Genomic DNA, 23,363 nt, shown 5'->3' with positions numbered 1-23,363 from the left:
AATTATTGGTTTGCTGCTGCTGCTTTGAAGGTCTTTGAACTTCTTTGAGCGTTGATGGCTGGTCGCTACGCGCGCTAATGTTGAATTGCTTTGCTTCCGAACGGACAGTGCGACGCCGAATGCTGTGATCGCTGATCAGGATAACGGCGCTCGATCTTACTGACAGATATTCGGCGGTTGATCCGTGAGTAATATTTTGAATCTTCGGTACGGCGGCGGCTCGCTCGCTCTGAACAAGAGCAGCACCCTCGCAGCTGTCCATTCCGGCTCGTTGCTTCAGCCCGCTGCAGAAAATCAAATCGCTTCTCGCTCCGGTTCGTATCAAATCCGGAAGCGCAGCGACCTTGGAACCATCAAGGCGCTCGGAGACGAAACGCGAAGGGATTCGAAGAGCCTCGAAAGTACGATCGGCAGGCTGTCACGTCCCGCGGAAATTACCAACGTCTATCACAGCTCTCCCGATATGGTGCCTTTCGTTCCGACCGGAACGGTCTATCTCGAATTTCATGAAATGGCCGATGAGCAGACGAGGAATGAACTGATCACCCGGCACCACTTAAAGCTGGTAAGACGGGAATTCGACGGCGGGTTGACGCTTCGTGTGGACGATCATCGACGGGACGCAGTCGAAGTTTGCACCGCCTTGCAGCAGGAGCCATCAGTCAGGATCGCCGAGCCCGACCTGTCGACAGAGGGTGAGGTGAAGGGCTTTGCCGTCCCGAACGATGCCCTGACGGATCACGAGTGGTACCTCGAAAATACCGGCCATAACGGCGGCGACACTGGCAATCTGAAAGCTGGCGCCGATGCGCGAGTGATTGCCGCATGGCGTCTGCTTCAAGGCTTCGGTTCTCCCGATGTGGTGATTGGAATTATCGATGACGGCTTCGACTTGAGCCATCCCGATCTTGCGGATCGATCGGTGCATCCCTGGGACTTTGCGCGCAATGCGGCCAACGTCGCTCCCGAACCCAACCTCACGTCGCCGCAGTTGGGAAACTGGCATGGCACGGCATGTGCCGGGATTGCCATTGGGGCCGTCGGCGCCGGCAAAATCGTTGGCGCCGCTCCTGGATGTTCCTGGATACCAGTGCGCTGGTCGAGTCTGGAGCCGATAGAGATCGCGAAATGGTTTGACTATATGTGTGAGCACGGAGCATCGATCGTCAGTTGCAGCTGGGGCGCTCGGGCGACCAACTACCCACTGTCGACGCGGGTTGCCAAAGCAATCAGCCGTTGTGCCACCGAGGGGCGTGAAGGCAAGGGCAGCATCATCGTCTTTGCCGCCGGTAATGAAGGCCGTGACGTCAATGACCCGGCCCACAGCAGCGTGAATGGATTCGCCATCCATCCAGACGTCATAGCGGTCGGCGCTTCCGACAGCCTGGATGAATATGCTTCCTATTCGAACACCGGCAAGGAAATCTGGATATGCGCGCCCTCGAGTAGTGACAGCGGTCGTGGTGTTACGACTGCCGACGTGACCGGAGAATTCATCGACTCGATCGGAGCGACGCGCCCTTTGGGCTATGTGCCAGGTGATTACAACGAACACTTCGGCAAGACGTCGAGCTCCTGTCCGCTGGTTGCCGGAATCTGCGGGTTGGTGCTGAGCGCCAATCCAGGACTGACCGCGGCGGAGTGCCGCGAGATCCTCAAGCAGACCGCGCGTCGGATCGGTGATCCTGGTTCCTACGATGCTGATGGCCATTCACGACTCTTTGGATACGGATGTGTTCACGCCGAGGCGGCGGTTGCCGAGGCGAAGGCCCGGTTGTTGCAGGCTTAAGCCAATCCGCTGCCTGCAGATCAAGTGTTTGCCCCAAGGGCGCGAGTTGTAACGCAGGAGGAAGTTATGTGGGCATTCCGGGCTTTCGCGATGATGATCGCCGTCAACGCGAGCTTGCATTCGGTCAGCGCGATGGCACAGGAGGCATGGAAGGAACCGCAAGATTCCGCCGCCGCGGTCACCGATCCGGACCGGTATGCCTGGCGGCTTTTCGTGGCCCTCAATTGGCCGGCAAACGTTAAGCAGAGGGCACCGGATTCAACCAAGAAGTTCGGAGATGCGGCACCGGGACCGGTCGTTTGGGAAACCTGGCGGAGCGCCAATAACAATGCAGCCGATACGGCTTACCCCATCGACGGTTCTGACCCCGGCACCTGGCTCGACAAAGAAACGCCCGCCGACAAACCTATCGCTGGTCTGGACCGTGGCGCGGAGCAGCAACGAATCCTGCTGGAGTCGATGAAGCGGGGAAACACACCGCTGCCGGCATTCGAAGAGGACATCGCAAGAGCCTTAGAGAACGAAGAGACCGTCAACGAGACCAGATTAAATCAGGCAACGTTCGAATTTGTGAGGTCAAAGAAGCTCTACAACGTCGACGAACAGATCAAGCTGTTTACGAACCGGGTCCAGACCATCGACTTTCCGCTGGCAGCCAAGGAAGTGAAGGCGCAATGGCGCGAGATCCAGGAGGCCGACAAGCCGCGCTACCACTGGGTCAAGTCCGACAACGGCAAGATCTATGGACTGACGGCGCTCCATATCACGACAAAGGATTTACCGAAATGGCTTTGGGCGACCTTCGAGCACATTGACAACAAGATTCCGGAATCCCAGGGCGGGCGCAAATTCAATATTGGCTGGAATCTGAAGTCGGTGGATCACTTTGCTTGCCCTCAGGCGCCGCATGATTGTGAACAAGCGCCGGCCAATATCGGTCTCGAAGGCACCAAATGGGCAAACTACCGGCTTCGCGGAACGCAGATCGATTTCGTCGACAGCCGCGGCAACATCACGCTGCTCGCGAATTCGCAGCCCGAAGGCGGCTTCCAGAACACGTCGTCCTGCATCACGTGCCACGCCCGGTCGACGATCGGCGCAACGGCACGCATGTCGGTCTTCAAATGTCAGGGGCAGGGTTCGACGGGTATGCCCAGCCCGGCGTGGTTCGTCGACCCGGCCAACAATCTCAAGTTCGTGCAACTTGACTTTGTCTGGTCTCTTTTCCGAGCTCGACGGGCAAATCATAGCGGAGCTCCCCCGGCTCAGGACCCGCTCTGCTCGAATTAGATCGTTTTGCCTAGGGAGAATGAGATGACAACGAACATTCCCGGTTTCGTACAAACCATCAAAGTCAACGATTTTCTGCCGGGTGATCCACCAATCGACATAACTGACATCGTTCGTCAGGCGGATAGCGGCGCAACTCCGCGGATACTTGCGCGGTTAGAGACGGATAAGCCAGATGGAGAGCAACCGCCGTCACCGCCAAAGTTCTTTTCGATTGCACGGCGATGCACGCATGCCGGCTGCAATATCCTCAAGGGCAGTCCGAACTGGGCGACGGCTGACCGGCCCATTGTGTTCAGCATGCTTGGGGAGGGTGCTACGGCTTATCCGGTCATCCAGTGTCCGTGTCATGGCAGCAGATTCGATCTGACCAGTGGCAAGCGCTTGCTGGGTCCGGCGCCGCCCGGTGCCAATCTGGCTCAATTTGAAACCAGGATCGAGACGGTGGGCGAAGATTCCTTTGTGTTTGTGGCGATAAACGCCATGCCCTGACGGGACGAGTTGGCGGTATTTGGCGGAGGCTGACAATGGCAGCAGCTTTGAAATGGACGGCGACGGGGGCGACACCCAGCCAGCGTTACGACGATGTCTGGTTCTTCAATCCCACTGTCGGATGGGCGGTCAACAGCTCGGGATACGTCCAGAAGACGACCAACGGCGGACAGACATGGGAGACCAAGTTCAAGACACCTATCCTCCCCGGGACTAATCGGCCGGTCTACCTTCGCTGCATGGCTTGGCCGAGCGAGCAGGTGGGGTGCGTCGGAACGCTGACAACCGAGCTCCGCCTCTATCGCACCACGGATGGTGGCGAACACTGGAATCCGGTCACTCTACCGGCCGCCGCGCCAAAGAAGGTCTGTGGATTGTATGCGGTAGATCAGTCCGTCATCTACGGTTCGGGGACCAACGATCCCAGCGACGGAGCTGCAGTGATCAAGAGCAGCGACGGAGGAAATAGCTGGATCGCGATCGACATGTCAACGCACGCGTCGAATTTGATCGACATTTACTTCCAGACCAGGGAACGCGGCTGGGTAGTCGGCGGCTTCTCCGACAAGGCGCAGCCCACATATGATGACGTCAAGCCGGTGATCCTCTTTACTGAGGACGGGGGTGAGACATGGGTCGACCGTCTGAAAGACATGCGCTCCCAATTTGTGGAGGGCACCTGGGGATGGAAGATTCAGTTCCTGAATGACCGGCTCGGATTTGTCTCGCTGGAGAACATGACACAGGCCTTCATTCTCAAGACCGAGGATGGCGGCAAGACTTGGTCGAAGTTTTCGGTACACGGCAATGCCAATATTGAAGGCATTGGCTTCCTCGATTCATCCACCGGTTGGGTCGGCGGGTGGGGCGATGAGGACTTTGCCTCGGGCAAGAGCAGCGTCACGAATGATGGCGGCCAGAGCTGGCAGAATGCGGATTCGATCGGAAAGTTCATCAATCGATTTCGCTTCTTCGGCAACCCCGTCAATCTCGGATACGCCGCGGGACGGACCATCTACAAATATGCACCGGACGTGGCAATCAAAGGCGTCGCACCGGTTGCCGTTGCCGCCGCCGCCCGCGCGGAAACCGAAAGCACTCCGTCCTACGACAAGCAGGTGCCGATCAGATTCCAAGTCCCCGCCGGGAGCGAGCGCGCAACGCTCCATATCTGGAATCGCTTCGGCAAGGAGATGCGAACGCTGATCGATGAAAAGAAGCCCGAAGCAGGGTCTCGGGAAATGGTGTGGGACCGCAAGGACGACCGCGGAGAGGCGGTTCGCCATGGCGTCTACATCTATCGCGTGACGGTCGACGGGAATGCAGAGAGTGGCGTGTTCGCGTTGCGCTAGCCGAGATATCACGCGGAAGGCGTAATCTGTATCTGTGTGGGGCGATTGTGTAGTGATGATCTAGGGAGGGATACGTGATGCAAACGCGCTTTGTCGCTGCCGGAGCTCTCCTTGCCACAATTCTCATGAATGCTCACGCCGCATCGGCGCAGGGAGCGCCGGATGTAACGCCCAAGGTGCTGCCGGACCGGATCGACGATGTACCGGACGCTGATGGGAGCCCGTTTCCGTGCTTCGACAATTTCAGTTGGCGGGCCTTCATCGCCCTGAACTGGCCGGCGCTTGAGGGGCCTGAAAATCGCGGCATGCCGGACCGGACCAAAAAGCCGGGTGATAGCGGACCGCGCGTGTGGGAGACCTACAAGGCGCGCTACGAGGTTTTCGCACCGGGGGCACCAGAACCGAAGGGCTGGACCAGTTACGAGGGGGCGAATCCGTGCGGCGGGGTCGACAACGAGACCAAGACACTGAGCGCATTCAGTCATTTTGCGGACTACAATCAGGCATCATTCGTGCTGGGGAGGCTGGCTAATCCGCTGATCGACCAGAGCAAGATGTATACGCGTTATGAGGTCCGCTTTAGCCGCGAACAGTTTGAGTCGATCGTGGATCCGAACAACAAATGGTACATCAAGCAGAATTTGCCGACGGCGGCGAAGCCTGGGACTTTCAAGGATGGCTCGGTTGAGATCAAGGCAGCCTGGCGCGTGCTCAATCCTGGTGATGGCACCGTTCGCAGCCGCTTCTACATCAACAAGGCGATGGTGTTCGATCCGGTTGCGACGGATCAGCAGGGGACAGTCGTCTGCAATGAACATGAAATTGCGCTGGTCGGATTTCATATCGTCATCAAGACGAAGTTGAGGCCACAATGGATCTGGAGTTCTTTCGAGCACGTCGACAATGTGCCGCCCAGGACTGACGAACCCGATGCCAAGGCCGTGCCTGTCCGATACTCATTCAATTCCGGGTTGCCGCCGCAGGTAGTGGCGCCGATGCCGGCGCCAGGGATGATTTCCGAGACCAACCGGCCCGACCCGAATTTGAAGATGCAGGTTATCCGCGCGCAACCGATTCAGCCGGAAACGATGCAGATGAATCGGAATTACTGGAATCTCCCTGACATCAAGGAGACCGTTTGGGCCAACTACATGCTGGTGATGACGCAGTGGCCGAGAATACCGGGCACGCCCGGCATCGGCAACGCGGGAACGCCATTTCCGACCGGTGTTTCATCCACCCTCGCGAACACGACGATGGAGACCTATCAACAGAGAAACGGCAGAAGCTGCATCGAGTGCCATCAAGAGGTTTCCAACTCGCTGGGCAGGGATTTCGTTGCCTTCATGGGCTTCGACGCTACAGATCCTGTGCAGCAGGCGATCGCCGCGACAGCATTCCGGGCCAGTTCCATCCGTGCTGCGAACGCAACCAGGAACTCGCCGAGCCTGGACTCTGTAAGGGGTCCGTCGCGAACTGCACTGGATGATGATCCATCGGTGCAGGCTTTGGTCCGGATCCTTCAGGAGCCGTGAGATAGAACGCCGAACAGGAGGGCGAAGAATGGCCGGCAAGATTAATACATACGGGGAGTTTCAGGACTTCATGGACGCCTGCTGCGTTAAGGTCCAGGCCGATCCGGACCTCTCGGGGCATGGGCGGTGGTGGCGGCAGATGGATCACAATGAGTTTGTCACCACCGGCGAGGTCAAACATCGGCGCGTAGTGGTGGTTGGCGATCCCGACAATTCAGTTATGGTCCAGGCGCTGCGAGGCGTCCCGCCGGACTTTGCCGACGATCCCGGCGCATTGTTTGGCCGTATGCCGCAAAATGCTGCGGCATTTTTCGATGTGGCCGATATCGACGAAATCGCAGACTGGATCAAACGCGGATGCCCAAACGGCGGGGGTGGCGTACCGGCTTCCTGACATGGTGACATTTCTCGGGAAGGGCTGCTCCGGGCGAGTCCGTTCGTGTGCTTCAGTACCTTATTGAGCGCGGTCCAGGCCGGACGGAGGTCGAGCTGGCCAAGGCAATTCATGGTGACAAAGGATATCAGCGACAGGTCAACCAGGACCTGGTGTTGTTGCTGGGAAAAGCAACCGTCACTCGGCGCGGTGAACCATGGCGATACTATCCCGCCTGACTTTTTCCGCTTCGGAATGCTTCAAGGCCAAGGTAGCTGGTTCTGCCTGCGGTCTCAGTAGCCCGGCACGCGATCCGTCCTGCAATCGTATGGACCGTCCTTACCCGTACCCTCAACCCTCGTATCGTAGAAATGGCCCGTGGACGGAGCGGCGAGCCATTCGTCAACAATCGGCTTCGGCATTTCGAAATAGTGGTAGTAGGTCGTTTTGAGCCGGACGACGACGTACTGATTTGAAGCGTCGTAGCAGAGCCTGTTGACGACACTGCTCCGGGTGATGTCCTGGCAAGTGAAGGGTTTGAGTTCAACCGGCCCGCGATACTTCACATCGACAGACTCTGAATCGGCCCAGGTGGCACTCATCAAGAGGAAGATCAGAGACAGGTAGCGCATTGATTTGCTCATTCATTCGAGTGGGCTGCGACTGTAAGCCTCTGGCCGCTGGCAACGTGATCGGCCCATCCGATGCACGTTTTGTCGCCCTCGATTGCTGGGAATCTACGGTGACAACCCATTCCATGCTGTTCAGTTGGAGGCGGAGATCTTGCGCCGCGCGCACGCTCAGCAGCGCGCTGGGCCGCACCGCGTATACGTGGACGACGACGCAATTCGTCCAAGTCATGCTGAACCCTGACGGTCGGCAGTGGATCAACGAGCTTTGGCAGGCCGAGTGAAAGAAGTGAACGGTTCTGCTGCTGATAGCGATCGAATCCTTGACTTGGTGAAGCACCATGTCGGGCGAAGGTCTCACTGGGACCCCGTTTACAAGAGCGGCAGGCTTGTCGGCTAGATCTGGGAGATATCTTTCGTCACATCAAAACAGCGGCCTGATTGCCCACGTGGACGAGTTGCTTCGCCGGTCCTTTCTTTTTCTACGCCAGCCTACGACCGCCGCAATTTAGCCAAGCCGACAAAAAGCTGGACGCGCTATCGGCTCGAATGAGCAGAGGAGCAAGAAGAGCTAGCATGCGGATTTCAGGGACATGGCGTCTCATCGTGCGCGTTTTTCTCCCATTTGCTGCTGGATACTATCTTTCCTACTTTTTTCGAACGATCAACGCTCTGGTCTCTGATCATCTCGTCTCGGATGCCGGGTTCGGTACTGCCGACCTCGGGTTACTCACGTCGGTCTATTTCCTGGTGTTCGCAGCGGCCCAGATCCCAATCGGTATATTGCTAGACCGCTTTGGCCCGCGTCGTGTGCAAAGTGCGTTGCTCTCGGTCGCCGCCGCAGGTGCTGGCCTATTCGCGATATCCACGGGATTGCCGTCACTCTTGATTTCACGAGCAATGATCGGTCTTGGGGTAGCGGCAGCGCTGACCGCTGGGTTGAAGTCCATTGTTCTTTGGTTTCCCAGAGAACGAGTGGCCTTGCTGAACGGTTACATGATCATGCTGGGCTCCCTCGGAGCGGTAACCGCCACGACTCCCGCCGAGCATCTGCTCACCTGGATCGGCTGGCGCCAGCTCTTCGAAATCCTGGCGGCTGCGACTGGTGCCACGGCCGTGCTCATCTATGTGGTGGTTCCTGAACGAGTCGTCGCCTCATCAACAGTACCAACGCGCGTCACGCTAAGCTCCGTTTTTGGCGACAGGCGTTTCTTGCGAGTTGCTCCGTTATCAGCGACTTGCGTGGGATCGGCCTGGTCCCTGCAGGGGTTGTGGGCCTCGCCGTGGCTGACGGACGTGGAGCGGCTCGATCGTGCGAGCCTTGTCGGGCAACTCTTCACGATGTCGATCGTGCTCTGCGGTGGCGCCTGGTTGTTCGGTACGATGGTCCATTACATCAGACGAAGAGGAGTGAAAGCGGAAACAGTATTAGCGATTGTCGCGGTGCTGTTCATCGCTGCCGAGTTTACCTTGATTCTGCGCGTGCCTCTGCCGTCCATTCTGCCTTGGTCCGTTGTCGCAATTGTCGGAACTGCGACCGTGGTCAGCTTCGCGGTCATCGGTGATTACTTTTCGCCAGAACTCACCGGTCGTGCAAACGGTGCCTTGAACGTGCTGCACTTCGGTTGGGCATTTCTGGCCCAATACGGCACTGGCTTGGTCCTCGAGCAATGGCCCACTGACGATGGTCATAAGTCCGTCCTGGCCTATCAAATTGCCTTCAGTCTCAACGTAACAGTACAGATCGCGGCGTTCGCATGGTTCGCGCTACCGTGGCTCCGATCTCTCAACCGGTGGATGGGTTCGGTTCCACTCTTCATGCCGGTTGGCGGTTCCGACGCACTCGAGCCTACCATCTCGAACGAGCAAGCGGTAGTACTAGTGCCCGCTGACGACGACGCGGAGTGGTGAGCAGCGAACTGCAACGTTTAAACTTTGCCGACGAGCATTGATCAACAACTCTCCGAACCGAACGCGTCCGGTCGAGCAGTTGTAGTATGCTCCCAGTCCTTCTTTTTCTACGCCAATCTACGATCCCCGTAAGCGCTTGTTGCGCCAAGTCAGTCGGTGCCTTTTCTAATCATTCCCATCTGAGGACGCTCTTTAATACCCTCATTCGGTGGGGACGACCGTGGCAATCCATTCCTTTCAATCTGAGGCGAATTCGCGAGGTGCGCGAATGCTTCGTAGCGCGCTTGGCACAGCCATTGCGGGCTACTTGGAAGACGACGCGATCATCGAAGTCATGCTCAATCCGGATGGTCGGTTGTGGATTGATCGACTGTCAAGTGGGTTGGTTGACACTGGAGAAACTCTGTCTGCGGTCGACGGCGAGCGCATCGTTCGTCTGGTGGCACACCATGTGGGCGCCGAGGTGCACGCCGGAGCGCCACGGGTTTCGGCCGAACTGCCCGGGACAGGCGAGCGCTTCGAAGGTCTCTTGCCTCCGGTCGTTGCAGCACCGGCCTTTGCTATCCGCAAGCCCGCCGTCGCCGTGTTTACGCTCGACGACTACGTCGCCAGGGGGGTCATGACCTCGGAGCAGGCGAAGATCCTGAGGGCCGCGGTCGATGCACGGAAGAACATCCTCGTCGCCGGCGGGACCTCGACCGGCAAGACGACGCTGACGAATGCCCTCCTGGCCGAGGTGGCGAAGACCTCCGATCGGGTCGTGCTGATCGAAGACACGCGCGAACTGCAATGCAAAGCACCAAATCTCGTGGCGCTGCGGACCAAAGATGGTGTGGCTACACTATCGGATCTCGTTCGGTCCTCGCTGCGACTGCGTCCTGATCGTATTCCGGTTGGCGAGGTCCGCGGTGCGGAAGCGCTCGATCTGCTCAAGGCTTGGGGTACAGGCCATCCCGGCGGCATCGGCACTATTCATGCGGGCACCGCGGTCGGCGCGCTACGGCGGCTCGAGCAACTCATCCAGGAAGCCGTCATCACAGTTCCGCGGGCCCTGATCGCCGAGACGATCAACGTTATCGCCGTACTGGCGGGGCGCGGCGCTGACCGTCGCCTCGCTGAGCTCGCCACGGTCTCAGGGCTCGGTACCACCGGCGACTACAGCCTTTCAACAGCAGGAGACTGACATGCGTCAGCAATTTCGCTTTCTTCGAGGTACGTCGTTGGCCGCCTACGGCGCCCTGTTTTTGGTAGTTCAACCCGCATGGGCGGCTGGTTCGAACATGCCGTGGGAGCAGCCGCTCAATCAGATTTTGCAGTCAGTGGAGGGGCCGGTCGCCAAGATCATCGCCGTCATCGTCATCGTGGTGACCGGGCTCACGCTCGCGTTCGGGGATTCCTCGGGCGGTTTCCGCAGACTGATCCAGATCGTGTTCGGTCTGTCGATCGCGTTTGCGGCCTCAAGCTTCTTCCTGTCGTTCTTCTCCTTCGGCGGTGGCGTGGTGATCTGATGGATGAGGCGATCACAGGCTTTGTCGTGCCCGTTCATCGCGCGCTCACTGAGCCAATCCTGATGGGCGGCGCGCCGCGATCGGTTGCGATCGTCAACGGCACGCTTGCGGCAGTCCTGGGTCTGGGGCTGCGGCTCTGGATCGCGGGTCTGGTCCTCTGGTTCATCGGCCACATGGCCGCCGTCTGGGCCGCCAAGCGCGACCCCGCTTTTGTCGATGTGGTGCGCCGACATCTGCGCATCCCCGGTCATCTCAACACCTGAGCTCTCGGTCATGATGAACCTTGCTGAATATCGCCATTCCAACGCGCGGCTCGCCGACTTCCTGCCCTGGGCAGCCCTGGTCGACGAGGGAATCATCCTAAACAAGGACGGCTCGTTCCAGCGGACGGCGAAGTTCCGGGGGCCTGACCTCGACAGCGCAGTGCCGGCTGAACTTGTCGCCGTCGCCGGTCGCTTGAATAACGCCTTGCGTCGCCTGGGATCCGGCTGGGCCGTGTTCGTCGAGGCGCAGCGACATTTTGCAGGAGCCTATCCTCCGAGCACCTTTCCGGATGTCGCATCCGCGCTGGTCGACACGGAGCGTAGAGCTCAGTTTGAAGAGGCGGGCACCCACTATGAGTCCAGTTATTTCCTGACCTTCCTCTATTTGCCACCGGAGCAAGGGGCTGCCAAGGCAGAACGACTTCTCTATGAGGGTCGGGATCGCACCGTTGGAGCAGACGCGCGTGAGGTTCTCCGCGCATTTATTGACCAAACCAACCGCGTGCTTCAACTGGTCGAAGGGTTCATGCCGGAATGCGCCTGGCTCGATGATCAGGGCACGCTGACCTATCTGCACTCGACGATCTCGACCAAGCGTCATCGCGTTCGAGTACCCGAAATTCCCATGTACATCGATGCGCTGTTGGCCGATCAGCCGCTTACCGGCGGGCTCGAGCCGATGTTGGGCTCAGCCAACTTGAGGGTTCTGACGATCGTCGGCTTTCCGGGAGCGACGACGCCGGGGATCCTGGATGACCTCAATCTACTGCCGTTTTCGTATCGTTGGTCGACCCGCGCGATCATGCTCGACAAGACCGATGCCGCCAGGCTCGTGACCAGGATCCGCCGACAGTGGTTCGCCAAGCGGAAATCCATCGGAGCCATCCTCAAGGAGGTCGTGACAAACGAGGCCTCGACGCTGCTCGATACCGACGCCCACAACAAGGCGCTTGATGCCGACGCGGCGTTGCAGGAACTGGGGTCCGATCAGATCGGACAAGCCTTTGTCACTGCGACCATCACTGTCTGGGACCTTGATCCCAATGCCGCTGATGAAAAGCTGCGCTTAGTCGAGAAGGTCATCCAAGGCCGCGATTTCACCTGCATGATCGAGACGGTGAATGCCGTCGAAGCCTGGCTCGGTGGCTTGCCGGGCCATGTGTACGCCAATGTGCGGCAGCCACCGGTGTCGACCCTCAACCTCGCCCACATGATTCCGCTGTCGGCCGTGTGGGCCGGCGAGGTGAGGGATCTGCACTTCAAGGGTCCGCCGCTCCTGTTTGGGAAGACCGAGGGATCGACCCCATTCCGATTCTCCCTCCACGTCGGCGACGTCGGCCACACGCTCGTGGTAGGGCCGACAGGTGCCGGCAAGTCGGTCCTTCTAGCTCTGATGGCGCTACAGTTCCGTCGTTACCCGAACTCGCAGGTCTTTGCGTTCGATTTCGGCGGTTCGATCCGGGCGGCCGCGATTGCCATGGGCGGCGACTGGCATGATCTCGGCGGTGGACTGTCTGACGGGGACGAGAACCCTGTGGCTCTGCAACCATTGGCCTGGATCGATGATCCCTCAGAGCGCGGATGGGCCGTGGAATGGATTGGCGCGATCCTGGCGCGCGAAAAGGTCGAGATCACGCCGGAGGTCAAGGATCATCTTTGGTCGGCGCTCACCTCTCTCGCTTCGGCGCCGAGGGAGGAGCGCACCCTCACGGGCCTCTCAGTTTTGCTGCAATCCAATTCCCTGAAAAGGGCCTTGCAACCCTATTGCCTAGGTGGTCCCTCTGGACGCTTGCTCGATGCAGAATTCGAGCGCCTCGGCGAGGCGTCGGTCCAGGCATTTGAGACCGAAGGCTTGATCGGAACGAGCGCTGCCCCGGCCGTGCTGGCGTATCTCTTCCATCGTATCGGTGATCGTCTTGATGGTCGGCCGACACTCCTCATTGTCGATGAAGGCTGGCTTGCCCTCGACGACGAGGACTTTGCCGGCCAGCTCCGCGAATGGCTGAAGACGCTTCGGAAGAAGAATGCGTCTGTCATCTTCGCTACCCAGTCGTTGTCGGATATCGACGGCTCCGCGATCGCGCCCGCTATAATCGAAAGCTGCCCAACTCGTCTGTTACTACCGAACGAACGGGCAATCGAACCGCAGACCACCGCCATCTACCGCCGCTTCGGTCTCAACGATCGCCAAATCGAACTTCTGAGCCGGGCAACGCCAAAGCGCGACTACTACTGCCAGTCGCGCCGGGGCAACCGCATGTTCGAACTTGGGCTTGGTGAAGTCGCGCTCGCCTTTACGGCAGCTTCTTCCAAGACCGACCAGGCTGTCATCGCGCAACTCTTTGCCGAACATGGACCTGACGGCTTTGTGCCGGCTTGGCTCCAGCACCGTGACGTCGCGTGGGCCCTCGACCTGATCCCCAATCTCGTCAATCTGGAGAAATTGCTATGAAGCGTCTTGGTCTATTGGCGGCTGCTGGCACGGTCGCGCTGATCCTGGGCGTCACGGCGCCTGCAAGGGCGCTGATCGTCTTCGATCCCAACAACTACGTTCAGAACGTCCTGACTGCCGCACGAGAGCTGCAGCAGATCAACAATCAGATCACCTCGTTGCAGAACGAGGCGCAGATGTTGATCAGCCAGGCGAAGAACCTGGCAAACCTGCCGTACTCGTCGATACAGCAACTGCAATCTTCCATCCAGCGGACTCAGCAATTGCTGGCCCAAGCCCAGCGCATTGCCTACGACGTCCAGCAGATCGATCGTGCCTTCTCGACGAGCTACGCGCCAGCTACCAGTAGCCAGTCGGATCAGTTGCTGATCGCCAATGCTCAATCGCGTTGGCAGAATTCATATGCCGCAACGCAAGACGCGCTTCGTGTCCAGGCAGGCATCGTTGGCAACCTCGACACCAACCGCGTCCAGACCTCCGCGCTCGCTAGCTCGAGCCAAGGCGCTATCGGTGCCTTGCAGGCGACACAGGCCGGCAATCAGATTCTGGCATTGAACGCGCAGCAGCTCGCCGACCTCACGGCTGTCGTGACGGCGCAGGGCAGGGCGCAAAGCCTTGAAGCCGCGCAACGCGCGGCGGCCCAGGACCAAGGCCGCGAGCAGCTTCGGCGGTTTCTCACGCCAGGGCAGGGCTATCAATCATCCAACGTGCAGATGTTCCACTGATGACCGATATCCGGGCATTCACGGCGTTGTCGCTGCTTACGACAATCGGCGTCCTGGTCGTCACTGCCTGCACGATTCAGCTTCGCGGCGGAGACGGTCCTCCGCCGCCGAAGGCGGAGCAAACGGCAGACGCAACCAGCTCAGACCTCGCGCCCTGCCGCAGCGTCACTGCGGAGCAAGCAGAGCGTTATGAGCGTTGCAAGCAAGTTTGGGCCGAAAACCGCCGTCGCTTCTTTGGCAAGATGGACGGTGCCGCAGTTCCAGGCCGCGACGAATCCGCCGCCGGCGTGGCGCTCGCTCCAAAGGATCAAAGCCGGATCCCCCAGGGATATCCGAACCTGGCGACCCCTGAGGCGAGCAAGCCATGACAGGTACGGGGATCATTGACCAGTTTCTTGAAACGTTCACGCGTTATATCGACAACGGTTTCGGACTGCTCGGTAGCGATGTCGGATATCTCGCAACGACTCTTGCGGCGATCGACATCACGCTCGCCGCATTGTTCTGGAGTTGGGGAACGGACGAGGACGTCATCGCGCGCCTCGTCAAGAAGACGCTCTTCGTCGGCGTCTTTGCCTACCTCATCGGTAACTGGAACAGCCTGGCACGCATCGTCTTCGAGAGCTTTGCCGGTCTCGGGCTGAAAGCATCGGGCGCAAGCCTATCTGCATCGGATTTCCTAAGACCTGGAAAGATCGCTCAAGTCGGCCTTGATGCCGGCCGACCATTGCTCGACTCGATCTCCAACCTGATGGGCTACATCAGCTTTTTCGAGAATTTCGTCCAGATCGTCGTTCTCCTGTTCGCGTGGGTCGTGGTGCTGCTCGCCTTCTTCATTCTGGCGATCCAGCTCTTCGTCACCCTGATCGAGTTCAAGCTCACGACGCTAGCCGGCTTCGTGCTCATTCCCTTTGGCTTGTTTGGCAAGACCGCCTTCGCGGCGGAGCGAGTGCTGGGCAACGTGATATCTTCCGGCATCAAGATCCTGGTCCTGGCCGTCATCGTCGGCATCGGCTCCACCCTGTTCTCGCAGTTCACCGTAGGTTTCGGCGATGCACAGCCGACCATCGAAGACGCGATGACGCTGGTGCTCGCGGCGCTTTCCTTGCTGGGCCTCGGCATCTTCGGCCCGGGTATCGCAAACGGCCTAGTGTCGGGCGGACCTCAACTCGGCGCCGGGGCCGCGATTGGAACAGGCCTTGCTGCTGGCGGCATTGTTGCGGCTGGCGCGGGACTCGCCGCTGGCGGTGCCGGTCTCGCTGGCGGTGCGGTTGCAGGCGCCGCGCGCAGTGGCAGCGCTGTCCTAAGCGGAGCATCAGCCGCATATCGAAGGGGCGGCGTTGCTGGCATCGCGGAGGCCGGCAGCTCTGCTGCGATGAGCCCTTTGCGTCGAGCCGCGGCTGCCTTCGGAGGAGGGCGAGCAGGCGAGCAAGGCGCGAGCACCTCGGCTGAAGGGCAGCCTGATTGGGCGCGCCGCATGAAGCGTGCTCAGACCATTCGGCATGGTGCCTCGGCCGCTGGCCACGCTGTCCGCTCGGGCGATCACGGTGGCAGCGGCTCCTCCGTCGATTTGTCCGAAGGAGAACGCTGAGACGCACCACTGCATCTCCGCCGCACAGCAGCGCCTCAAATCCACCTAGCGCACGACTTGAAACCGATCACTCGATATCAAGGGCAACCCGATGTTCAAACGACCATCAGTTCACTACGGGCGCATGCCCGAGCCGATTACGCCTTATCAAAAGGCCGCACAGGTTTGGGACGAACGCATTGGATCGGCGCGCGTGCAAGCCAAGAACTGGCGCCTAATGGCGTTTGGCTGTTTGATGCTGTCGGCCGGTCTCGCTGGCAGCCTTGTCTGGCAATCGAGCCGGGGATCAATCACGCCGTGGGTGGTGGAGGTCGATCATCTCGGCAAGGCCCAAAGGGTCGCGCCGGCAAACATCGACTATCAACCGACAGATGCCCAGATCGCCTACCATCTGGCGCGCTTCATCGAGGATGTCAGAGGCCTGCCGGCCGACGGCATCGTTCTGCGCCAAAACTGGCTCCGGGCCTATGATTTTACGACCGATCGCGGCGCCGCTGCGCTCAACGACTACGCGCGCAACAATGATCCTTTTGCCAGACTTGGCAAGGCGCAAATCTCCGTCGACGTCTCGAGCGTCATTCGCGCGTCGTCGGAAAGCTTTCGGGTCGCGTGGACCCAGCGCATCTACGACAACGGCTCGTTGAGCTCGACTGAGCGCTGGACTGCAATCCTAACGATCGTGATCGAGACGCCGCGCGATGCCGAACGTCTGCGCAAGAATCCCCTTGGCGTCTATGTCCGCGCCATCAACTGGTCAAAGGAGTTGGGTCAGTGACCAAGACGCCGTCTGACGTTCATTCGAAATGTTCCATTCAGAAAAGCAGGCTCAATTCGGCTTGGCCGGAGTTCGTGAGCTCGAAGCGTGCACTTCTATCCGCTCTTCTGCTTTGCTCGTCCGTGCTCGGTGGGTGCGCGACCTACATTCCGCCGGAGATCAGCTATGACGCTGAAGTTCCTCCGCTGCCGGCGACGCCCGTCGCTCTCGACGACAGATCGCGACCTCTTCACGTTCCGCCCCTCTGGAAGCCTGCTCTCGGCGGCAAGTCGGGAGGGAAAGAAGACGCTGAACCCGTGAGCCGGGTTGAGACCGCAAACGGCGCAGCCCGCGTGGAACCGCGCAAGCGGGGGTATTTCAACGCAGCGCAAATCTACGCCTACAGTCCTGGGGCGCTCTATCAGATTTACGCAGCGCCGGGGCAGATCACGGATATCGCGCTCGAGGAGGGGGAGCAGTTGACGGGATCGGGGCCAATCGCGGCCGGAGATACCGTACGCTGGGTCGTGGGCGATACCGAGAGTGGAAGCGGCGACACGCGGCGCGTCCATATCCTGGTCAAGCCGACCCGAGCTTCGATCGAGACCAATCTCGTCGTCAATACCGACCGGCGCACCTACCTGATCGAGCTCCGCGCCCGCGAACGGCCATATATGCCGTCTGTTGCCTGGTACTATCCAGAAACTGCACGGGAACGATCGCGTTCGGTCGCTCTGAGGCCCATTCTTCCGGACCCGGCGCGGCGCATCTCCCGCTATGCCATCGAAGGGGACAGTCCTCCCTGGCGTCCGATTGCTGCATACGACGATGGGCGCAAGGTCTATATCGAATTCCCGCAAGGCATCGTGCAAGGTGAGATGCCTCCGCTCTTTGTCATCGGTCCGGATGGCAAAACCGAGCTCGTCAACTATCGCGCTTACACCAACGTATTGATCGTCGATCGGCTGTTTGCTGCCGCTGAACTCAGGCTAGGCGGTGAGCACCAGCAGAAGGTCAGGATTGTCAGGACTGACGGGAGGCCGTCGTCATGAACACCCGGAATGTAAACGATGGGGAGCAAGCAGTTCCCCCGGAGACACAATGGGAGCAGTCAGAAAGTTTCCGCTTGAGAGCAGAGCATCCGCGCGTGACAAGATTGTCACGAAAGGTCTTGGCCGGCGGGATCGCGTTTGCCCTGCTTGTCATCGGCGGAGCGGTGCTGTGGTCGCTGCAGAACAATCGCTCCCGTAATCAGGCGGCCGATGAGCTTTACGGTACCGACCATCACAATGTTGCCGACGGAATTACGACGCTGCCGAAGGACTATGCTGGCGTTCCGCGCCAGCCAATACCGCAGCTTGGCCCGCCGCTCCCCGGGGATCTCGGTCGACCGATCCTCGCGGCCCAGGGCCAGCCGCCGACGATCGGCGCTGATCCGGACCAGCAGCGTCGAGAACAAGAGACCGAAGCTGCGCGTATCAGCCGTTTGTTCGCTTCGACCAATGGAAGAGACGTGCGTCCGCCCGTCCCTGCGGCGGTTGGAAGTGACCGCGTGGTGCCACCGAACGCAACGAGCACTGGCGACGATGGATCTGCGCAGAACGGCCAGGACCGCAAGCTTGCCTTCGTGAACGCCTCTGTCGACCGTCGCACGGTAAGCCCTGACCGTGTCACCAGACCCGCTTCACCATACATCGTGCAGGCTGGGACGATGATTCCAGGGGCGCTCATCACTGGAATTCGATCGGATCTGCCAGGCCAAGTTACAGCGCAGGTAACCGAGAATGTTTTTGATACGCCGACCGGCCGCTTTCTTCTTGTGCCTCAAGGAGCGCGCCTGATCGGGATTTACGATAGCCTGGTCACTTTCGGCCAATCCCGTGTGCTGCTTGTCTGGACCCGGCTGATCATGCCGAATGGACGTTCAATCGTTCTGGAGCGGCAGCCTGGCGCTGACACCGCAGGATATGCAGGCCTCGAAGATCGGGTTGACAATCACTGGGGCGAACTCTTTAAGGCTGCGGCACTATCGACGTTTCTGGCGGTCGGGACAGAACTGGGGGCCGGTTCGGACTCCAACAGCAACGACAGCGCCATCATCCAGGCATTGCGACACGGCGCCTCCGACTCATTAAGCCAAACTGGACAGCAGGTCGTTCGGCAGAGTCTCAACATTCAGCCTACTCTGATCGTGCGCCCCGGGTATCCGGTTCGCGTTCTCGTCAATCATGACCTCATACTTACGTCGTATAGAAAGTGACAACATGCCGAAACTCAAAATAGGAGAGCTTCCAGACGACAAGCCCGTCAAAGTGAGCACAGAACTGCCTGCGGCCGTGCATCGTGATCTCATTGCATATGCAGAAGCGCTTACGCGTCAGGGTGGTCAAGTGGTCGATCCGACTAAACTCATCGCGCTCATGTTGGCGCGCTTTATGGCGACGGATCGAGGATTTTCTAAACTGAAACGTGAAGGCCACGCCCCCTCCACTGACGAAGGACAGTGACGCTTAAGCGTCCCCGAAGCTGTTGGTCGACGCAAAATAGTTCCGTAATCAACCCAGGCGCTGCCGAGTTGGCGCTAACAGCTGGATATCGTATCGGAAAGTGTGTTCCCGCGTCTGCCCGGAACAACTCCGATTACCGGGTTCTCTCTGTTTTCAGACGCGAGAGTGCTGGAGTCTAGGTGCGGCTATTCGTTACCTTCAGGCGCGTTACACTACTCCGGCCATCGACGCTGACAGGCACGTCACCCTCGATCGTGGCCCGACGTACGATGCGACGCTGGTCCCCGTAGTCGTTGACCGCGTAATGCTGCGTTGCCCGGTTATCCCATATCGCAATATCGTCCTCTAACCAATTCCAGCGCACGGTGTTTTCGGGTGCGGTGATGTGCGACTGGAAAAGATCAAATAGTTTTTGTCCGTCGTATTTGGAGACCCCAACAAAGTGCTTCACCAAGGCGCCGAGCACTAGCGTCCGCTCGCCTGTTTCGGGATGGACGCGTACGACGGGATGCTCGGCCTCGAAAACTGTTCTGGTGAACACCTCGTCAAAGTGTTTTTTGTCGACATCGCGGACACGTGCCATCCCGGCGTAATCGAAAACATTGCTGTGAACGGCCCATAGGCCCTCGGCAAGCCGTTGTAGCGGCGGCGGCAGATCAAGATAAGCGGCAGCTGTGTTCGACCACAGGGTGTCGCCTCCGAACGTTGGCATTACTACTGCCCGTAGGACCAAAATCTTGGGATAGGCGTCGGCGAAAGTCCCATCTGCATGCCAAACGTCGGCGCGACCGCCGCCGCGAGTGGAATCCAACTCGAGGAGCGACCCCATCCCCTTGGTAGCACCGAGCATCGGATGTGGCACTAGCTTTCCGAGGCGAGCGGCAAAGCGCTCCTGCTCGGCGTCATTGAGATGTCCTTGATTGCGGAAGAAGATCACCTTGTGCTCGAGCAATAAGCTGCTGATCGCGGCGATCGCGTGATCCGGTAGATCGCCTGATAGTTTGATATTTTTGACTTCGGCACCGATGCGCGCTGCACGTTTCACAACATCTGTGCTCGGGATGAAGCCACCGATCAAAGCCATTGCGCTCATCTTGCTTTTCCAAGTCCTGGCCGCTCTTCCTCGCCTCTTGAAGCGAGTAATCTTCAGCAAGCATCGTGCCAAGTACCCGTCAATGCGCACTGAACGAACGGTGGTATTTGGCGCGAGCCATAAACTGAGCCGATGGTTGGGCATGCCAGGCGACGCTGGGAAAGCTATGCCGAATGGACTTTAGCTTACTATGCGCGCTGTACTGGATCTGACACCAGCTTGTGCCTCTGTCAGAATACGGACAACTGTTTCTAAACAGTGCGGTAAGTCCGAGCTGACTGTTCCGTTAGTGAATTTCGCGAGGTAATCGATGGCCCGACCGCTGGAGCCTGGGAGAGCTGTAGATGCAACATCAGGTCGAGCGGCGCTGTTGGCTGGTCATGCACATTTGTGTTTCAGTCCTGAATCGGGATAAGAGCTGCGACTTCCTGGTCCCGCGCCAGTTTGCTCGCCGCTAGGCCGGTGGCGACACCAATGCGATCTGCCGCGGGGCGGTTTTGGCTCATCTTGCGCTTGCCTTCGACTTTGGTGATCGGGATGCGCACGCCGACGATTTCACGCAACTGGGCGGTTATGAAATCCGCGGGCGCATCGCTGACCGCCCAGGGCGTCGCACGTGACGTCTCATGGATATTCGTCAGACGCGTCACGATCTCGAGCAGGCGATTGGGATCCTCGAAGAACTCAATCGGCCCATGGGCGTGGACCGCGATGTAATTCCATGTCGGAACCACATGTTCAGCTTGTCGCTTGCTGGGATACCAGGATGGCGTCACATAAGCGTCCGCGCCAGTAAAGATCGCCAGAGCTTCTCCAATCGGGGCCGTGCGCCATTGTGGATTGCCCTTCGCCAGATGCCCGTACAGCGCGCCGTGTTCGCCTTCGCTCTCATTGAGGAAGAGCGGAAGAGGGGTCGCAAGTGGCCCATCTGATGTCGCCGTGATCAGGTTGGCCAATCGGGCGCAGCGGATTGTCGCTCGAATGTTCTCGATGTCGTCGTCTCGAAACGGGACTGGTATGTACATGAAGGCTCTCCACTGGCAGCGTGGAGATAAACCTAAATCAATATGCTAGAAAACTGCCAGTTTCAGTCGTTCCCCTAACCGTGTTTCAAAACCACTACGTCCTGGCCCCGTCGAGTTGAGCAATCAACGCTGATTATCGTCATTGCTGCAGTGCTAGCAGAGCTTCTTCCGATCAGCTGGGGCAAGCTGGGTAAGACTATCCGCGGCTCGATCGCGGGCACGGCCACCGCGATTCATCACCTGCGCCCACCCGGCGGGCCCGCATCGGATCTGCCTTCCGCGTTGTTCACATATCTTGCAAATGAATTGAGGTCCTAATGTCGTTCACTTATCGCCCTATGCTCAAGACGCAAACGGGTGAGGTTGCTGCCCTGCTCCAGTTGGTCGCGCCCCAACGCGGCGCCTTGCGGCGCGACACTCGATGTACCCGGGCCGCATCGCCGAAATGATCCTGAACGGCGCGCTGAAACCGGCGACACGTTTTGCGAGAACCTCTTGGATCTGGACGACGAGTAATGACGTCGTCGCCTGTAACTCGGCAGGCTGAAACGCGGCGCACGCCAGGTCGGCATCGCGGCCGTTCTGGCTTATAGTGAGCCTATACTCTATCGCGCACTCACGGGACGACGTTTAACGCCAAAATTGCGATCACCGCCGTCACCACTGTGACCGTCATGGTCACGGTTTCGAAGCCGATCCCCCAGCTTCCGTTTTCACCAAGGTCCACCACAAAAGAACCAATCCAAATAGTACGCACGCGCCGCCGTTAACGACGACGCGATTAGCTCTTATATCGACAACGAAGGAACCAAGAATGGCTATTCCCAAAATGAGAAGCGCTACTCCTGTTGCGGCAGTCAAAACGTTAGAACCGTTTTTTCGGGGCATCGCTGCTACTCCGATCTTAGTTAGTCCGAATGGTGACAAGCCTGCTTGCAACTTCGGAGCGTAATTACACTGCGCTAAATGTCTAACCGTTTCCAGTCGCAGCGAACGGCAGCAGAGCCGCCGCCATCGAAGTCTGCTGCAACCGTCTCGATGCTGAACGGCCGCGGATCCGCCTCATCCGCCGGGCTGTTGGTCCTTCGCCGAACTCCAGTCAGGACCGTGGATGCGGACCATCTCGCGATGGGACCACTTGATGAAGGCACGCTCAACACAAAAGGCGGCGGCGACCCCAGCGGCCAGCGCAAGGCCGCAGGCGATGTAGTCGTTCGTGAAATTCCAATAGATATTGCTGCCGGCGACCACGACAAAAGTGAGTGCCATCGCCGTATTGCGAAATGCCTTGACCATTTTGCCCCCAGCAAATTGCCTACGAACTTCCTAGCATTGCGACCCTGAGGATCAGCAGCGTCGACGGGGCGTCCTGCGCCGTCTTTCTGCACGGACCCCAGAAAGCCACGCCCGCATCCGAATGCCGGCAGCGGCCCGGCGATGGTTTCGCCTCGGTCGGGCAGCGCCGCTAGGCGTCCACTTGGGCGCGCTTGTGCAGCGACGTCCCGGCGATACGGTCCAGATCGGGGCCTAGTTTCCGGCCGCGCGTAATATCGCGCTCGACGGTCCGAGGCGGTGTCCTGCTCTTTGCCGGTATCCATCACGCCGATCAAACCGCCATTTTGGCGGTTTGATCGGCGATGGATCCCCGCTGTGCTGCGTCTCCGGATGCATCCCTTCATGAGCCGCCTTCCGCTTCGCGATCAGCTTCGCGCTGCGCCGACGTCAGGTCGCGGCGGATCAGGTTTCGTCGGTTTCGGTTAACGCTGCTTGCCTCGTTATCGCACGAACTAAATGGACGTCCACAAGAATGCGCCTCTGACCCAGAAAGGTCGAGAGGCCATGGTGTAGGGTTGTTGAAGGAGGGGTACGGGAGATTGCATCGATGGAAACGTGGTGTCCAAAGCCAATGGCGCGTTCCCCGACCTGGGGCAGGGGCAACTCGCCTTGGACAGCTTCAGCTACACGATCTCCGACGGTACGCTGGGCGATACGGCAAGCACTAGTGGCTCTGCACAGTGATTATGACTCTTTGGAAGTAGCGGGATAGGCGCGGCCCATTTTGGTGCGGGCTTTG

The 23,363-nt window shown here is 59.2% G+C and carries 22 protein-coding genes; 18 read left to right on the top strand and 4 right to left on the bottom strand.

The features are described 5' to 3' along the window. Positions 1-184: 184 nt before the first annotated feature. The 6 genes from XH79_RS39300 (at position 185) to XH79_RS39275 (ending at position 6,852) form a co-directional block, all read left to right on the top strand. Positions 185-1,789 carry a S8 family serine peptidase gene (locus tag XH79_RS39300; protein WP_271530256.1) on the top strand — a complete coding sequence of 535 codons (1,605 nt, stop codon included), beginning with the start codon at positions 185-187 and terminating at the stop codon, positions 1,787-1,789. Between the two features lie 90 nt (positions 1,790-1,879). Next, positions 1,880-3,079, top strand: coding sequence for a hypothetical protein (locus XH79_RS39295; RefSeq protein WP_128948367.1), 1,200 nt, complete (start codon positions 1,880-1,882; stop codon positions 3,077-3,079). Between the two features lie 24 nt (positions 3,080-3,103). Then, the gene (locus XH79_RS39290; RefSeq protein WP_271530255.1) at positions 3,104-3,571 is read left to right on the top strand and encodes a Rieske (2Fe-2S) protein; all 468 of its coding nucleotides are present in this window, start codon (positions 3,104-3,106) and stop codon (positions 3,569-3,571) included. Between the two features lie 35 nt (positions 3,572-3,606). Further along, positions 3,607-4,923: a YCF48-related protein gene (locus tag XH79_RS39285; protein WP_128948369.1), complete on the top strand. Its 1,317-nt coding sequence runs from the start codon at positions 3,607-3,609 to the stop codon at positions 4,921-4,923. 77 nt (positions 4,924-5,000) lie between these two features. Continuing rightward, positions 5,001-6,458 carry a hypothetical protein gene (locus XH79_RS39280; protein ID WP_271585195.1) on the top strand — a complete coding sequence of 486 codons (1,458 nt, stop codon included), beginning with the start codon at positions 5,001-5,003 and terminating at the stop codon, positions 6,456-6,458. Positions 6,459-6,486: 28 nt separating this feature from the next. Then, positions 6,487-6,852, top strand: a complete 366-nt coding sequence (locus tag XH79_RS39275) for a hypothetical protein (RefSeq protein WP_128948371.1) — start codon at positions 6,487-6,489, stop codon at positions 6,850-6,852. A gap of 272 nt (positions 6,853-7,124) precedes the next feature. Here the strand turns inward: XH79_RS39275 and XH79_RS39270 are convergent, their stop codons facing one another. Continuing rightward, positions 7,125-7,463, bottom strand: a complete 339-nt coding sequence (locus XH79_RS39270) for a KTSC domain-containing protein (protein WP_128948372.1) — start codon at positions 7,461-7,463, stop codon at positions 7,125-7,127. Between the two features lie 573 nt (positions 7,464-8,036). Here XH79_RS39270 and XH79_RS39265 point away from each other — a divergent pair. From XH79_RS39265 to XH79_RS39210, 12 genes are all read left to right on the top strand, one after another. Further along, on the top strand, positions 8,037-9,371 hold the full coding sequence (locus XH79_RS39265) for an MFS transporter (protein ID WP_128948373.1): 1,335 nt from the start codon (positions 8,037-8,039) through the stop codon (positions 9,369-9,371). 268 nt (positions 9,372-9,639) lie between these two features. Next, positions 9,640-10,554 (top strand): P-type conjugative transfer ATPase TrbB, encoded by a 915-nt coding sequence (gene trbB / locus XH79_RS39260; RefSeq protein ID WP_208757083.1) that lies wholly within the window; start codon positions 9,640-9,642, stop codon positions 10,552-10,554. A 1-nt stretch (position 10,555) separates the two neighbouring features. Beyond that, a complete protein-coding gene (locus tag XH79_RS39255; protein WP_271530253.1) occupies positions 10,556-10,879 on the top strand; it encodes a TrbC/VirB2 family protein in 324 nt (107 codons plus the stop codon). Beyond that, the gene (locus tag XH79_RS39250) at positions 10,879-11,142 is read left to right on the top strand and encodes a VirB3 family type IV secretion system protein (protein WP_128948376.1); all 264 of its coding nucleotides are present in this window, start codon (positions 10,879-10,881) and stop codon (positions 11,140-11,142) included. Before XH79_RS39255 ends, XH79_RS39250 begins: the two co-directional genes overlap by 1 nt. A gap of 10 nt (positions 11,143-11,152) precedes the next feature. After that, entirely contained in the window at positions 11,153-13,594 is a 2,442-nt protein-coding gene (gene trbE / locus XH79_RS39245) for a conjugal transfer protein TrbE (RefSeq protein ID WP_128948377.1), read from the top strand. Next, the gene (trbJ, locus tag XH79_RS39240; protein ID WP_128948378.1) at positions 13,591-14,319 is read left to right on the top strand and encodes a P-type conjugative transfer protein TrbJ; all 729 of its coding nucleotides are present in this window, start codon (positions 13,591-13,593) and stop codon (positions 14,317-14,319) included. Before trbE ends, trbJ begins: the two co-directional genes overlap by 4 nt. Then, the gene (trbK-alt, locus tag XH79_RS39235) at positions 14,319-14,687 is read left to right on the top strand and encodes a putative entry exclusion protein TrbK-alt (protein WP_128948379.1); all 369 of its coding nucleotides are present in this window, start codon (positions 14,319-14,321) and stop codon (positions 14,685-14,687) included. Before trbJ ends, trbK-alt begins: the two co-directional genes overlap by 1 nt. Further along, complete coding sequence (gene trbL / locus XH79_RS39230; protein ID WP_271530252.1) at positions 14,684-15,910, top strand: P-type conjugative transfer protein TrbL; 1,227 nt, start codon at positions 14,684-14,686, stop codon at positions 15,908-15,910. Before trbK-alt ends, trbL begins: the two co-directional genes overlap by 4 nt. Positions 15,911-16,001: 91 nt before the next feature. Next, positions 16,002-16,685, top strand: coding sequence for a conjugal transfer protein TrbF (trbF, locus tag XH79_RS39225; protein ID WP_128948381.1), 684 nt, complete (start codon positions 16,002-16,004; stop codon positions 16,683-16,685). After that, positions 16,682-17,716, top strand: a complete 1,035-nt coding sequence (trbG, locus tag XH79_RS39220) for a P-type conjugative transfer protein TrbG (protein WP_164937377.1) — start codon at positions 16,682-16,684, stop codon at positions 17,714-17,716. The genes trbF and trbG overlap by 4 nt, the downstream gene beginning before the upstream one ends. Further along, a complete protein-coding gene (locus XH79_RS39215; protein ID WP_128948382.1) occupies positions 17,713-18,924 on the top strand; it encodes a TrbI/VirB10 family protein in 1,212 nt (403 codons plus the stop codon). The genes trbG and XH79_RS39215 overlap by 4 nt, the downstream gene beginning before the upstream one ends. Positions 18,925-18,928: 4 nt before the next feature. Further along, positions 18,929-19,171: a DUF2274 domain-containing protein gene (locus tag XH79_RS39210; protein WP_128948383.1), complete on the top strand. Its 243-nt coding sequence runs from the start codon at positions 18,929-18,931 to the stop codon at positions 19,169-19,171. A 175-nt stretch (positions 19,172-19,346) separates the two neighbouring features. Here the strand turns inward: XH79_RS39210 and XH79_RS39205 are convergent, their stop codons facing one another. The 3 genes from XH79_RS39205 to XH79_RS39195 form a co-directional block, all read right to left on the bottom strand. After that, positions 19,347-20,264 (bottom strand): TauD/TfdA dioxygenase family protein, encoded by a 918-nt coding sequence (locus tag XH79_RS39205; protein ID WP_128948384.1) that lies wholly within the window; start codon positions 20,262-20,264, stop codon positions 19,347-19,349. 395 nt (positions 20,265-20,659) lie between these two features. Beyond that, entirely contained in the window at positions 20,660-21,289 is a 630-nt protein-coding gene (locus tag XH79_RS39200; protein WP_128948385.1) for an FMN-binding negative transcriptional regulator, read from the bottom strand. A 1,062-nt stretch (positions 21,290-22,351) separates the two neighbouring features. Then, the gene (locus XH79_RS39195; RefSeq protein ID WP_128948386.1) at positions 22,352-22,585 is read right to left on the bottom strand and encodes a hypothetical protein; all 234 of its coding nucleotides are present in this window, start codon (positions 22,583-22,585) and stop codon (positions 22,352-22,354) included. Between the last annotated feature and the right edge of the window lie 778 nt (positions 22,586-23,363).

It is taken from the genome of Bradyrhizobium sp. CCBAU 45389, assembly GCF_028128625.1.
Classification (GTDB): Bacteria; Pseudomonadota; Alphaproteobacteria; order Rhizobiales; family Xanthobacteraceae; genus Bradyrhizobium; species Bradyrhizobium liaoningense_B.
Note: the sequence above shows the minus strand (reverse complement) of the source record. Positions and strands in the feature narration are given on the sequence as shown.